Genomic DNA, 14,301 nt, shown 5'->3' with positions numbered 1-14,301 from the left:
GCGAAGCCCGGGCAATCGATCCGGTGGATCGATTGCGCACTGACTGGCATGCGTCACGATTTCTGCTGATCTGCCTCGTATGCCATCGCTGCAATCGCTTGACGGGAGTAGGGCGCGGGCGCAGCATTCTTCCATGATCGTGTGAATGTGAGGTCATTGAAGGAGGGATCATGTCCACCGAAGAAAAGGTAGCAAGCCACTATACGCGTGGTTCGCTGGAATCGACGATCCTTGGCGGTCTCACGGCCAGTGGCAAGGATATTGATCATCTCAGCATCGACGATCTCGCCGGTATCGATGAGTTTCACCTTGGACGGCGCGAGGCAACGGTGGAATTCGCCAAAGATCTCGATTTGCTCGATGGCATGCGGCTCATCGACATCGGATCGGGGATTGGTGGGTCCGCGCGCTATATCGCCAGCGAGTATGGCTGTATCGTCACCGGTGTCGATCTGACGGATGAATTCGTCAATGTCGCCAATGCCCTGACTGAGCGGTGCGGCATGGCCATGCAGGTGTCGTTCCGTCAGGCAAGTGCACTGGCACTGCCTTTTGCCGATGAAAGCTTTGAGCGCGCGACGCTGATCCACGTCGGCATGAACATCGAAAACAAGGCGACGCTGTTTGCTGAGGTGCGGCGGGTGCTGAAGCGCGGCGGTCGGTTCGGCCTTTACGAGATCATGCAGGTTCGCGACGCTGAGCTGCCCTATCCGATGCCATGGGCGATGACTCCGGAGACGAGCTTCGTGCGAAGCCCCGCGACCTATCGACAACTGCTTGAAGATGCCGGCTTCACGGTGGAGTTCGAGCAGGACCGTAGCGCGCTGGCGATCCGGGTGGCGCAGGAAATGCGTGCCCGTGCCGAAAATGGCGGGCAGGCGCTGAGCCAAGCTGCCCTGATGGGGCCGAGCGCGGCGGAGCGGCTGGGTAATGTCGGCGCGGCGGTGGGAGGCGGGCTGATTGCTCCGATCGAAATGGTCGCCAAGGCCAATTGATGGCAGCCGAGCTTGCGACGCCCGGATTGACAGGCGCGCGCCCGTGTCTGTATTGAGAACCCAACGGCAATGGATTCTGCCGGGCCATGGTGGCCGAACCGCTGCTCTGAATTCCAGAGATGCTAATGACTCCTACTCGATACGCCCGCTGGGCGAAGGAGTAGGATCGTGTCCATAATTCTGCTGTTACCCTTTTCTTGTTCAATGATCGCTATCCCCGACAGGCCGGCCGCTGGTCTTGCGGGAGGGACGAACTAATGTCCGCATCTGCATTTTTTAATCATCGTTTTCAGCAATTGCGAAGCATATTCAAATGGATCATCTTGGTGGTGCCGATGGCAGCCGTGGTCGGGTCGCTTTGCGCTCTGTTTCTCTGGAGCCTCGACCGGGTGACGGTGGCGCGTTTCGATTATCCCTGGCTAATCTTTCTGATGCCGGTCGCGGGCTTCCTGATGGTGCTGGCCTATCAGCATTTCGGCCGGGGGGCGGAGGGCGGCAATAATCTGATCGTCGATCAGATCCATGAACCCGGCGGCGGTGTGCCGCTGCGCATGGCGCCATTCATCCTGGTCTCGACCGTGCTGACGCATCTGGTCGGCGGCTCCGCGGGGCGCGAGGGAACGGCCGTACAGCTCGGCGGCAGCATCGCGAGCGCCTTCGCCAAGCTTTTCCGGCTGAACGACGCCGAGGTTCGTATCCTGCTGATGGCCGGCATTGCCGCCGGCTTCGGCGCTGTGTTTGGCACGCCGATTGCGGGTGCTGTCTTTGCGCTCGAGGTTCTGACTATCGGGCGCATCCAATATGAGGCTCTGATTCCTTCTCTTGCGGCGGCGATTGCGGCCGACTGGACCTGCCATGCCTGGGGCATCGAGCACATTCAGTACCGTATCGCCTATCTCGCTGGCACGCCGGCAAGTACGTTCCATCTCGATGCGTTGCTGCTTGCGAAGGTCGGCATTGCCGGCGTGCTCTTCGGACTGATGGCGCGATGCTTCAGTGAAATTTCTCACCTGATGACGGCAGTCTTTAAAAGGATTTGCGCCTATGCGCCGCTGAGACCAGTCATCGCCAGCGCAGTGCTTATCGCCTTGGTCTATGTGCTTGGCACGCGCGAATATCTTGGCCTCGGTGTCTGGTCGCCCAATCCCGGTGATGCGACGATTCCAGGTTTCTTCGATCCTGCACGCATCGACTATTGGAGCTGGTTCTGGAAGGCGGTCTTTACGATCGTGACACTCAGCGCCGGCTTCAAGGGGGGTGAAGTGACGCCGTTGTTTTTCATCGGCGCCGCACTCGGCAATGCGATTGCCGCCGTCCTTGGTGCGCCGATCGATCTTTTTGCCGCGCTCGGCTTTGTCGCGGTCTTTGCAGGAGCCACCAACACACCGCTCGCCTGCGTGATCATGGGTATCGAGCTCTTCGGCGCGACGCATACGGTCTATCTCGCCGTCGCCTGCTTCCTCGCCTATATCTGCAGCGGCCATACCAGCATCTATCCGTCGCAGCGTATCGGTATCGTGAAGAGCGCCGCGGCCAGTCACATTCCCTCTGGTATCCCCCTTCGTCACGTTCCTGATCTCAACGCCAGAGCATTAGGCGACATGATCGGGAGAGTTCACCAGGCGCCGCCACAATCCCAACGGGAAGGTTCGAAGTCATGAACCTAACGCGGAAAGTCATCATTTACGGGCAGATCAAGCATTGGAATGTGGCCGGTCACGAGAGTGCGACCGAAGAAGTTCTAAAAGTGGATATCGTTGTCTGATTTTATTCGGGGAGTTCCATGAACTATCTGATCGTCTTTCTTGGCGCCGGATTGGGCGGCGCCTTTCGTCTCGGCGTCAATCAAGCCGCCGCACGCTTGCTGGGCCTCGCATTTCCCTTTGGGACACTCGCGGTTAATACCGTTGGCTCATTGATCATGGGCCTGTTGACCGAATATTTCGTTCTCCGCAGTGGCCTGTCGCAGGAACTGCGGCTCTTCCTGACCACGGGAATCCTTGGCGGCTTCACGACATTCTCGACCTTTTCGCTAGATGCAGTCGCCCTTTGGGAGCGTGGCCAATGGGTAGCGTCCCTGATTTATGTCGCCCTGTCTCTCTTCTTGTCGCTGGCCGCGCTGGTCGTCGGGCTCACGATTATCCGGCTGCTCGCACAAGGCCAGACCGCATAAATCCCTTCGCCGGGCAATTATTGTTCGACAGTGACCGGCTATCGAAAATGTGAAGCGGCCTGCGGCAAAAAGCGTCTTTGCCGGCCGTATTTTTGCCGGCTCTGCGGCAGAGATTTCGGGAATTCGCTGAGATTTCAATGCACAGCAAAGCACCGCTCTCGCGAACGGTTTCTCTTGCGAAATTCGACTAACGGACTCATATAATCGCCTATTATGATTATTGCATAACAGAGGAGTCAGGCACCGATCAGGGATAGGCCGGGCAAATACTGAAGTTGCCGGACCTGCCTCTCCAAGATTTCGAAGCAGATTCCCCTGAGACAAGATTTCCTCCCCCAGATAGAGCCTACAGACAGATATGACGGAGAGCACTTTGAGCGCACCAGCTCCCACAACCACCGAGCCGCGTGCTCCGGAACAAAACTTCGGTACAGCCGGCATCGCGCCGATGGACCGTCCGAGCGCCATGACGCGCTTTTTCATGGGCATCGTCGCCTGGGCCGAAAGCCTCAATTTGAAATACGCCAAGCTCGGCAACCCGCCGGTCTACGACAATGCGACCTTTCCCTGGGCCGCCGAGATCGAGAAGGACTATCCCGCGATCCGCGCCGAGTTGGAAAAGGTGCTGCTGCGCCAGAGCGAGCTGCCGACCTTCCAGGACATTTCCACCGATGTGAAGACCATTTCGACGGACAGCCGCTGGAAGACCTTCTTCCTTCTCGGTTTTGGCGTGAAGTCGGAGCAGAACATCAAGGCCTGCCCGAACACCTGGGCGGCCGTGCAGAAAATTCCGGGCCTGAAAACGGCGATGTTCTCGATCTTCGAACCGGGCAAGCACCTTCCGGCTCATCGTGGCCCCTACAACGGCGTGTTGCGCCTGCATGTCGGCCTCGTCGTGCCGGAGCCTAACGACCAGCTTGCTATCCGCGTCGATAAGCAGGTCTGCCACTGGCAGGAAGGCAAGGCGCTGATCTTCGACGACGCCTATGAGCACGAGGCCTGGAACCACTCCGACAAGACCCGCGTCGTCCTCTTCGTCGATTTCGTCAAGCCACTGAAGCTCCCGGCTCGCATCGTCAACTGGGCCTTGATGAACCTGGCGATCTTCACGCCGTTCATTCGCGAAGGCCTCGACAATCACAAGGAATGGGAAAAGAAGTTCTACGCTGAAGCCGAAGCGCTGAGAAACCGTCCGAAGGCATAAGGCGCATCGCTTGCAGACCCTATCGAAAACCCCGGAATCCTTTGCGGATTCCGGGGTTTTATTTGAAGGGTCGAGTTAGCGAGGCTGCTCCACCGCGCTATTTATCCGCGTCCATGTCTTCGACATCCTCTTCGCGCGGAGACGCGACAGCGTTCTTGCCATCCAGATTGGCAAGCAGCGCCGCGATGGCGTTGTCACCCTCGAAGCCGGCCTCCTTGAGCAGGCGGTCGAGGATCGGCTTGTTGGCCTGGTAGGAGAGCAACTGGCCGGCGAGACCTTCGCCCAAGCCGACGCCGCTGCCGACGTTCGCCCCATTGCCGTTGCGGCCGAGCATGCCACCGGTGTCGAAGATCCTGATGTCCGAAATCTTCTCGATCGGCTTGACCGCCTCGGCAAGGGCTGCGGGCACAATGCGAATGCGCTCGCGGGTCACTTCATATTCGATGATGGCGGGGCTGAGTTTGTTGCGGGCTTCGTTGAGCAACGCTTCGCTCTCAGCCGTCGCCTTACCGGTTTCCAGAATACCCTTGGCCTTGATGATTGCCGCATCTGCCTCTGCGGTCGCCAATGTCTTAATGGCGTCGGCCTGATCGATGGCCGCCTGCTTTTCCGCTTCAGCAGCGATGGTGACGGCAGTCGCCTGGGTCTGTGCTCGCTTTTGCGCGTCGATCACAGCGATCTGCTTTTCGCGTTCGGCGATTTCGACGGCCTTGGCCGTGCCAACCTTTTCTTCGGCGGCGATCGCGAGTGCGCGCGCAGCCTCCGCCTGCGCCTTGGCTTCCGACTCCTCGCGGCTCTTGTTGGCGACCGCAATGGCGCTTTCCTGCGCGACGATCTGGATATCGCGGCGAGCTTGTGTGTCACGCTGCTGTACGGCCCGGGTCGAGTCGATATTGGCGGACTCACGCGCCTGCTTGGCGGCGGCTTCACGTTCTGCGATCGCCTGTTCGGCGGCGATGCGGGCTTCTTCCTCAGCGCGTTTCGCGGCCTGTTCCTGCTGCGCCGTCTCGGCGCGGGTCGCGGCCGATTTATTGGCAATATCGCGCTGCTGGCTGAGTTCGGCCTCGCGTTTCGTCCGCTCGATGGTCAGTGATTGCTGCCGGGCCTCCAGATCCTTCTGCGCAATCGCGACTTCGGTATCGCGAACGATTTCGTTGCGTTCCTTCTTGCGGGCCTCGGTTACACGGGTCAGCGCTGCCAGACCGTGGGCGTCGAAGAAGTTGTTGGCGTTGAAATGCTTGATATCGGTCTGATCGAGGCGGGTCAGCGACACGGATTCCAGTTCGAGACCGTTGGATTGCAGGTCGGCTCCGACTGCTTCCTGTACCGCCTTGACGAAATCCATGCGCTGCTCCTGCAGGGCATCGAGGTTCATCGTGGCGGCGACAGAGCGCAGGCTGTCGACGAATTTCGCTTCAATCAACTGGCGCAATTGCTCGGTGTCATTGGTGCGGCTGCCAAGCGTCTGCGCAGCAAGCGCGATGGAGGAGATATCCGGTTTGACACGGACGTAGAATTCGGCGCCGATGTCGACGCGCATACGGTCCTTGGTGATCAGTGCATCACCTTCGCCGCGGTGGACTTCCAGCCGCAAAGTCTTGAGATTGACGCGGGCGATCGAATGGAAGATCGGCAGGACGACGGAACCACCGTCGAGGACGACTTTCTGGCCACCGAGACCGGTGCGCACATAGGCTTCATCTCGGCTCGATCGGACATAAAGCGAGGCAAGAACAAAGCCGATCCCGAGGATCAGAACAATGCCGATGCCTGCTGGCAGAATAAGATCGTATAGGCCGTTCATTAGTGTTGCTCCGTAGAGGATTGATCATCGGAACCGATAAGGTCCGATGGGGCGGGAACTGCGATGAAAATGTCGGCCTTGCGGTCGACAAGAAGGACTTTGGAGCCAACTGCCAGGGGACCCTCGCCTTTGGCGGCGCCAGCGCGCAGTTGGTGCCAGTTGCCGTGCGCGTCCTTGACGCAGACGCGGCCGGGCAGGCCCTGGTCCAAAGGGCCGATGGTGACTTCAGCGGTGCAGCCGACGAAATCGCCGGCATCGACGGCATAGGTTTCGTCGCGCGGAACGAGCCGTGCGACGGTACGAGTCGAGCCTCGCACCAAAGGAATGGCGAGGAGGGCAGCGGGAGGCACGGCAACGATTGCCGGCAGGGGGGCCCAGGCGATGTCTGCCACCGCCTGTATGGCAAAACCCGTGACTGCGAAGGTGCCGAGCACCAACATGATGAGGATCAACAGCGGCACGCCGCCGACATTAATCCAGGAGAGCAGACCGGCGACAAAACCGTCATGGCTCTCGAAATGCGGCTTGCCGATCAACTCGCTCAAGGAAAAGCCGAGCAGCATCGAAAGGATCTCGATAGCGGTCAGGCCAACCAGGATCATTGCCGCGATGGCAAATGGCCCGCATTCGGGCGCGAAAAAAAGGTGCATCGTCGTTATCGACTGTTCGCCTTGAAACGGGCAAGGCGGGCTTCGATGGCCTGTTCTCGGTGAAGGCGGTCGAGTTCGTCGAGCTCGGCGCTGGTTGTGGGTTCCGCTGCGGGCACGCCGGTCAGGCGTGAGACTGCCGCGGCAGCGCGGGCGGCACCGGCGCCGGGCGTCGAATGGGACTTGCTGCCGGCCGCTTCCTCCGGCGCGTGACGAACAACGCTCCGCTTGAAATCAACCAACCGGGCTTCCGCCTCGCGACGGGTGGCGAGGACCGCTTGCAGCGCCTTCTGGCCTTCATCGATCTGCTCACGCACGTCGGCCAGCGCCTTGTCGAGCGCGGCTATCTGGGCTTCGAGATCAATCTGGCGCGCGACACCCGCCTTGGCGAGATCGTCGCGGTCGTTGGAGACGGCAAGCCGGATCTTTTCGTCGAGGGCCGCAAGGTCGTCGACGATTTCAGTGCGACGGCTCTGGATACGGTATTCCTCGGCGCGCGCTTTGCCGAGATCGGTGCGGGCCTCGTCGGCTGCAGCGTCGATCTCACGCAGTGCCTGTTCGATGACCGCGATCTTGTTTGCGCCTTCCGCCTTGTCGATTGCCGCATTGGCGAGGCCGGCGATCAGCCGTCCCATGCGGGAAAGAATGCCTTCGTTCATCATCATGTTTTCCTCCGTTCGGGGGGAGTTTGGCGTTACGCCGATGTGAATCTCGTAGTGGCCGGCATCGGCGACCAAGTAGGCAGGAAAAACACTCTCCCACCCCCTGGAATAACCGGCCACGTCGAAGGGCACGGCGACGCGGCCGCGTACCGTCGAGATTGTCAGGTCCGACGGACCCTTGATGGCAAAGAGTTTTTCATCGAGCGGCAGGCGGTTGACATCGACCACTCCGCCGCGACTGGCCGCAAAATCACGCAGGCCAAGCGTCACCAGACGTGCGGGTAAACCTGTGCGTTCGCGAATGGTTTCATAGGCAAGATCGTGAAGAACGACGAGATTGGCCCCGGCTTTATCCGAAACGATCTCGGTCAGAATCGCCATCATCTGCCCGTATGCGGCAAAGGTCTCGTCCAAAGCGTTCCGTGCCGCGCTATCGGGAGCAAGCTCATAACGCAGGAGCGATTGGCGCGATGGACCGGGTGTCTTTGCCATGCGATATAAGTAAAGTACCGCTCCGGTGCTTTTCAAGAAGACGCGCAGGCAAACATGGATGAATTGTAATGAACGAAAGGGGAGGCAGGTTGCGTTTTTTTGATGCTACACTCTACCTAAGCGTAGTCGGCCGAATGGTTAAGTGCAACCGGCAGAACGTGGCTGGATCATGCCAGCAACAACAAAAAATCAGGAGAAAGCATCCGCGTCCACGCGGAACCGCCGTCTGTTGAAGACGGCGGCTCGGGCTGCTTGAAGATTACTATTTTATCGTGCGCACGATGGCTGCGCCGGAGGTCATACCCCCGCCGAAGGCGACGAGGCCGAGGTTGAGCGGTTCGGAGCGTTCATTGGCGACGTGCATCATGGCGAGCGGGATGCTCGACGAGCTAGTGTTGCCATAGGTTTCGATGACGCTGAGAGCCGGCCGGCCGCTGCGCTTGGCGATGGTGTCGATGATGCGTTGATTGGCCTGGTGAGGCACCAGAAGGTCAAGGTTGGCGAGCTCGAGCCCGGCATCGACGCAAGCGTCCTCGATCGAGCGCGACATGGAATGCACCGCTTCGGTGAAGACCGAGCGGCCGTTCATCGAAATAACGCCTTCATCCGGCAGTGGCACATAAAGGAGGTCGCCCGGCTCCGGACGGCCGCTGATGATCGGACGACTGGCGGCAAAAAGCGGATTGCGCGCCATGTCGCGGCTGGTCACCAGACAGGCCGTGGCGGCATCTCCGAACAGGATGGCGGTGGAGAAATCGTTCATGTCGAGCAGCGGCGAAAGCACTTCCGAGGTGACGATCAGCACCTTGGCGTCGTTCTGCTGGGCGATGAAGTCGTAAGCCTGCTGCAGGGCGTAGATGTAGCCCGAGCAGGCAGCTCCCATGTCATAGGCGGCAAGCGACGGCCGCACGCCGTCTTCGGCAACGGCGACCGCAACACGGCTTGCAAGCGATGGCGTGGCGATATCGGGCGTGCCGGTCGCGGCTATGACGAGATCCATATCGTGGATCGTCATATTGGTCTGGCGCAAGAGATCGCGGACAGCCTTAGTCGCGAGGCTCAATGTGCCTTCGCCAGGGCCGACCCAGAAGCGGCTCTTGATCCCGGTCAGCGCAAATATTTCCTCGGCGCGCCGGTTGGGCCAATTGTGGATGATGTCTTCGTTGCTGACGCGGCGGGCACCCGTCGCAAAACCCATGCCGCTGACGGCGATTTCGGAGAAATTGCCGGAGTGGCGGCGCAACGCAGGGATCGCATGCGACTTCAGCCGGCGCAGCACGAATTTATTGTGAGTCTCCGAGGCAAGCGCGAAGTTGCGCTCGCTCAGGTCACGGTCGGCATCGACGGTCAAAAGCGCGCTGTCGGTGGCGATCTGGTCGCCGATCTTGGCGAAGACTTCTTGCACTACGCCGCCGATATTGGCGCAGATTTCGACGGAGGCCTTGGTCGCCTCGACTACGGCGACCAGCTGGCCGACCTCGATCGTATCGCCCGGCTTGACCAGAAGATCGGTCACCAGCACGTTTTCATCAGCAGGGCCGGAGCCGATAGCCTTGATGGCGGCGGTTGGGCCAGTCTTGTCCTCTTCATGCCAGGTGACCTCGCATTCGAGAACCTCAGCCATCAAATCGACCAGCTTGCTGTAGGAAGGCAGCGTTTCCAACTGGTTGCGGAAATTGAACGGCACATGCGCATCCGAGCGGGCCAGCCGGCGGACGACGACGGGTACGTCGGTCTTCTCGGTAACAGTCGCGACGATTTCGGCGCCCATGCCGACAGAGCGATTGTCTTCATGCACCACGATCAGGCGCTTGGTGCGCTTGGCGCTCGCGAGCACTTCCTTTTCGTCCCAGGGCGAGATCGAGCGCAGGTCGATGACCTCCACGGAAAATCCCTGGGCTTCGAAGGCGCTCGCCGCCTTGGCGCAGAGCGAAACCGTGTTGCCGTAGGTGACCAGCGTCAGGTCACGGCCGCGGGCGACGTAGCGCGAAAAGCCGGGGCGGACGAAATGCTTGTCGAGATCGGTGGAGGTGCGGCCGTCGGAATTGTTGAGCACGGCCTTGGGGTAAAGGAAGACGGTCGGACGTCGCGACTCGAAGGCGGCGTTGAGCAGACCCGCGGCATCGCCGGCGCTGGAGGGCATGACGACGTCGATGCCGGGCGTGTGCGCCAGCATGCTCTCGAAGCTTTGCGCGTGGAACGGTCCGAGGCCTGGCTTATAGCCGCCACAGCTCACCATGAGGATCACGGGCGATTCCCAGGCACCTTGGGTGCGCCAGTACATGCTGCCCATTTCCGAGACGATCTGGTTATAAGCGAGCGGCAGGAAATCGGCGAACTGCAGGAAGGCGACGGGGCGTTGACCGGCAAGCGCGCGGCCGACAGCTGTGCCGACGATGGTCGATTCGCTGAGCGCGGCATTGAGCACCCGCTCGGGATATTTCGTGCTGAGGCCGCGGGTGACGCCAAAGACATCGCCCTTGGGATCTTCGATATCCTGACCGAAAAGAACTACGTCGGGATTGTCGGCAAGCTGCTTGTCGAGCACGCCGTTCAGCGCCTCGCGCATGGTCAGAGTCGCAGCGCTCTTGCCGCCGCGATATTCGGTAGTCTTGTCGAACGAAGCCGGATAGGGCGCCTTCGCCTCGGGCTCGACATGCGGCGCATCTTCCTTGCGGGCAAGGGCTGCTTGCGCCTGCACCTCGGCAGTCAGATCCTTCTCGATCTGTTCCAGCGCGGCAGCGTCGACACCCGCCTCGTGCAGGGCGGCGCGCAGATTGGTGAGCGGATCGTGGATGAAGCCGGCCTCGATCTCTTCCTGGGTGCGATAGGTCTTCTGATCGTCGGCATTCGTGTGATCGGACAGGCGCTCGATATTGAGAACCACGAGGCTCGGCGTACGGTTGTTGCGGCTGTGGCGGACCGCCTTGCGGAAAGCTTCTCGTGACGCCTGCAGATCGTCGCCATCGGCACGGATAATGTCGAGGCCGTAGAAAGAAGAAGCGGGTCCGGTCGGCAGATCGAAGAAAGTCTGCTTGGTAGTCCGCGTCGAGATGGAGAAACTATTGTCTTCGACGATGAAGACGACGGGATATTGGCTGCGCACGGCCTCGGCCACGGCTTCGACGAATTCGCCCTGCTGCGTGGTGCCGTCACCGACGCAACAAATGGCGATCGGCATGCCGGCCTTGTGTTTCAGCGCGGCGCCAACGCCGACGGAATGTAGTGCGTTGTTGCCGACGGGGCCGACGATGGAGGTGATGTTGAGAGCGCGGGAGCAAAGATGCGCGCTCATCTGCCGGCCGGCGGAATGGGAGTTGCTTGTGGCGAGAAGGCTCGAGAAAAACTCACGAATGGGCATGCCGCGCGCCAGCATCAAGGCTTTGTCGCGATAATGCAGATGCAACCAGTCGTCTTCATGGAGGAATTCGTTCAACAGCGCCGTCGACTCATGTCCCGCGCCGGAAACGTGAAAATGTGCTATGCCTTGCTTGATGAATTCTCGTTCAAGTCGGTCTATTTCACGAGATGTGAAAAATATTCTATGGAGTTGCTTGAGATGATCTGTGGTAAATCTCCCTTCCATTTCAATAATTTTCCTAATCTTTCATGGCCATTCATTTGCGTGCGATAGGTAACCCCGTGGGGTGGCTTTTTCAATACACGTTAAATGACAATATCTTCTCGATTTGAAATAGGTTTCCGAGCACTGGTTGCATGCTGGAATTTAGCGGCGCTGGTTTCAACACAAAAATCTCTGTGCGTATCATCTTAAATGTGGATGGCGCGAAGAGGCGAAAACCTATTTCGTCGCTGCATGAATCTCCGCGATATACCCTCCGGGAAACGCAACCACCGCGGCTTCCCGGCCGTCGCTGGCATAGGGGCCTGTGATCACCGCAGCACCGCTCGCCGTCGCCTTGGTAAGTGTATCCTTCAGGTCGGTGGTTTCATAGCCTGTGATCTCGCGGCCGTAAGGATAGGGAAGATGCCCGTCGGTGACGAGCACCGTCATCCGGCCGAAAATCGATTCGAGACGGATGCGATGAAAGGTGTCGTTCGGCCGGCCAATCTCGACGCCAGGGGCTTTCGGATCATCGGAAACGATCCTGCCATGGGAAAAGGCGATAAAATCTTCAACGAAAACACCAACGCGATCGGGCGAAACGTAGACACGGTTTTCCGGCACGGTCTGCAGCGGCGGATAGTTGGCGGCCACCGTATGCCAATAGAGCTGCATGTTGACACCGCCTGGCCATTGGATGACGGCATCGCGGCCGATCGGATCGGGGAACGGCGCGACGATGATGTCGGCACCGGCGGCTTTTGCCGCTGCGACTGCCTTATCCATATCGGTGACGAGATAGCCTGTGCGTTCAAGGCCGAAAGGGTAGGGGATCGGCGTCGTGAAGCCGAAGAGCGACACATAGCCCGCCGGCGTCTGCAACAGTTGCGATGTCGTGCCGCTCGGCGTCGGCGTCGCCTTGGTCGTCACCTGTTTTGTGCTGGTGCCGCCGAAGGTGGCGAGGAAGCTTTTCGCAAAAACATCGACCTTGTCGGGCGCGACATAGACGTGGGTCGTATCATATTGCGGACCGACGCCGACCTGATCCATCGCCAAAGCGGAAAACGGGGCGCCAAGTGCGAGGCAAAGGCCGGCGAACGCTGCGCGCTTCGACGCCAAGTGAGGGAGGCCGCTCATGATCGTCTCTCAGCTCGTTTTTCGGATCGACTCGCGGGGCTGTTCGCGAACGGCAGCCGCTCTGGCAGCCAGTTCTTCCTTGGCCACCAACTCCTTCGGTTTTTTCCCAATAATTTGCTTTCGTCCCTTGGTGGAGAAGGGCTGCACGAGCTGGGCAAGGAAGCCCTTTGCCACCTTGCCGCTGATACCGATGTCGGTGGAGGAGGGGCGGGGTGGGTTGTAGTAGGTACCAAGGATCTGGTCCCAGATTACGAGGTTTTCGCCGTAATTGGTGTTGCCTTCGGCCAGCAGCTTCGAGTGATGCCAGCGATGCAAGCGCGGCGTGGAAAGGAACCAGTCGAGCGGGCCTGTGCGTACATCGATATTGCAATGGGTGAGGAGGCCGATAAAGGCCGTCACCGCGCCGATCCACAGGAAGACCGGCAGCGGCGAGCCTAAGAGATAGAGCGGGATCTGCCCCAGCGCGATCTTGAACAGCGAATCGATGATGTGGAAACGCCCGGTGTTGATGACCCACAACCGCTCGACGCTATGATGCAAGGCATGGAAACGCCAAAGCGACAGGTATTCATGCGCTAGGCGATGGGCGACATAGAGGCCGAATTCGGCGACAACCAATCCAAGCACGACCTGCAAAGCCATCGGCCATTGCTCTGGCCAGATATGTGCCTGGTGGCTCAGAAAAGGCTGCGCTACGGTCGCCACCGCCATCGGAAATGACGTGCCGATGGCTGCCGCGATCTGCACGCTCCCTTTGCTCAAAAGCGTGTGCGCGACATTGCTAAACGTCTCGCCGTCGCGTTCCAGCCAGGCCTCCTCATAGGGCATCAGCCGCTCGAACAGCGCAATCGTCGCCACGATCGAGAGATAGACGACATTGAACCAAAGGAGCGGCATATGCGACTGAAACGCAAAATAGGCGCCTGTCAGCCCGGCGCAAAAGATGGCCGGCCACAATAAGGATGAAACAGCAGCGTAGAGACGCGAACTGTTTTGAAATGTCATGCCATTGTCCTCGAATTCTCGTCAGTCGGGTGGGGTGGCGCGCAATATGCGGGATATGTACCGCGATGATTGTGGACGAGGAAGCGAAATCTTCCGGTGATCGATTCGAGTCTGGTAAATTAGACCTCGGATCCTTGGAGGCCAAGCCATGCGCATAGAGGAAGCGGAACCCAAACATACGAATGCATGGTCGCGTCTGCGTGCCGAACTCTGGCCGGAAAGCTCGATCGAATATCATCGCGCCGAGCTCGCTGAATTTCTCTCGAAGGAAGGTGCTATTGCCTACCTTGCCTGCGAGCAGGCGGAGGTCGTGGGGTTTGCGGAGGCGACACTTCGGCACGACTATGTGAACGGCTGCGAGACGTCTCCGGTGCTTTTTCTGGAGGGCATCTATGTATTGCCGGGGCACAGGCGGCAGGGCGTCGCTCGATCGCTCTGCCACGCGATTGCTGCCTGGGGGCGTGCTGCCGGATGCCGTGAATTCGGCTCGGACGCGCTGCTCGACAACGTTGAAAGCCATGCATTCCACGCTGCATTGGGTTTCGAGGAAACCGGGCGCGTCGTCTATTTTCGAAAGCCGCTTTAGGACAAGAGACGTATGCCGAGCAGCCGAGGCT

At 59.7% G+C, this 14,301-nt stretch carries 11 protein-coding genes; 5 read left to right on the top strand and 6 right to left on the bottom strand.

Annotated elements, in window-relative coordinates:
• Positions 1–170: 170 nt before the first annotated feature.
• From CCGE525_RS15610 to olsC, 4 genes are all read left to right on the top strand, one after another.
• The gene (locus CCGE525_RS15610) at positions 171–995 is read left to right on the top strand and encodes a class I SAM-dependent methyltransferase (RefSeq protein WP_120705076.1); all 825 of its coding nucleotides are present in this window, start codon (positions 171–173) and stop codon (positions 993–995) included.
• Between the two features lie 257 nt (positions 996–1,252).
• Complete coding sequence (locus CCGE525_RS15605; RefSeq protein WP_245472025.1) at positions 1,253–2,656, top strand: voltage-gated chloride channel family protein; 1,404 nt, start codon at positions 1,253–1,255, stop codon at positions 2,654–2,656.
• Positions 2,657–2,778: 122 nt separating this feature from the next.
• Positions 2,779–3,168, top strand: a complete 390-nt coding sequence (gene crcB, locus CCGE525_RS15600) for a fluoride efflux transporter CrcB (protein WP_120705075.1) — start codon at positions 2,779–2,781, stop codon at positions 3,166–3,168.
• A 358-nt stretch (positions 3,169–3,526) separates the two neighbouring features.
• Positions 3,527–4,372 (top strand): ornithine lipid ester-linked acyl 2-hydroxylase OlsC, encoded by an 846-nt coding sequence (olsC, locus tag CCGE525_RS15595; protein WP_120705074.1) that lies wholly within the window; start codon positions 3,527–3,529, stop codon positions 4,370–4,372.
• A gap of 97 nt (positions 4,373–4,469) precedes the next feature.
• On the opposite strand, the gene CCGE525_RS15590 is transcribed toward olsC, so the two are convergent.
• From CCGE525_RS15590 to olsE, 6 genes are all read right to left on the bottom strand, one after another.
• Complete coding sequence (locus CCGE525_RS15590) at positions 4,470–6,176, bottom strand: flotillin family protein (protein WP_120705073.1); 1,707 nt, start codon at positions 6,174–6,176, stop codon at positions 4,470–4,472.
• Positions 6,176–6,826 (bottom strand): OB-fold-containig protein, encoded by a 651-nt coding sequence (locus CCGE525_RS15585; RefSeq protein ID WP_120705072.1) that lies wholly within the window; start codon positions 6,824–6,826, stop codon positions 6,176–6,178. The genes CCGE525_RS15590 and CCGE525_RS15585 overlap by 1 nt, the downstream gene beginning before the upstream one ends.
• Before the next feature lie 5 nt (positions 6,827–6,831).
• On the bottom strand, positions 6,832–7,977 hold the full coding sequence (locus CCGE525_RS15580; protein WP_120705071.1) for a PspA/IM30 family protein: 1,146 nt from the start codon (positions 7,975–7,977) through the stop codon (positions 6,832–6,834).
• Between the two features lie 262 nt (positions 7,978–8,239).
• The gene (locus CCGE525_RS15575) at positions 8,240–11,563 is read right to left on the bottom strand and encodes a thiamine pyrophosphate-dependent enzyme (RefSeq protein WP_120705070.1); all 3,324 of its coding nucleotides are present in this window, start codon (positions 11,561–11,563) and stop codon (positions 8,240–8,242) included.
• A gap of 216 nt (positions 11,564–11,779) precedes the next feature.
• Positions 11,780–12,679 carry a glyoxalase gene (locus CCGE525_RS15570; protein WP_245472024.1) on the bottom strand — a complete coding sequence of 300 codons (900 nt, stop codon included), beginning with the start codon at positions 12,677–12,679 and terminating at the stop codon, positions 11,780–11,782.
• A 9-nt stretch (positions 12,680–12,688) separates the two neighbouring features.
• The gene (gene olsE / locus CCGE525_RS15565) at positions 12,689–13,684 is read right to left on the bottom strand and encodes an ornithine lipid hydroxylase OlsE (RefSeq protein ID WP_120705069.1); all 996 of its coding nucleotides are present in this window, start codon (positions 13,682–13,684) and stop codon (positions 12,689–12,691) included.
• A gap of 148 nt (positions 13,685–13,832) precedes the next feature.
• On the opposite strand from olsE, the gene aac(6') reads away from it, so the two are divergent.
• Complete coding sequence (gene aac(6') / locus CCGE525_RS15560; protein ID WP_120705068.1) at positions 13,833–14,270, top strand: aminoglycoside 6'-N-acetyltransferase; 438 nt, start codon at positions 13,833–13,835, stop codon at positions 14,268–14,270.
• Positions 14,271–14,301 lie beyond the last annotated feature (31 nt).

The sequence above is a fragment of the Rhizobium jaguaris genome, assembly GCF_003627755.1.
Lineage (GTDB): Bacteria > Pseudomonadota > Alphaproteobacteria > Rhizobiales > Rhizobiaceae > Rhizobium > Rhizobium jaguaris.
This window is presented reverse-complemented; position numbering and strand designations above follow the sequence as displayed.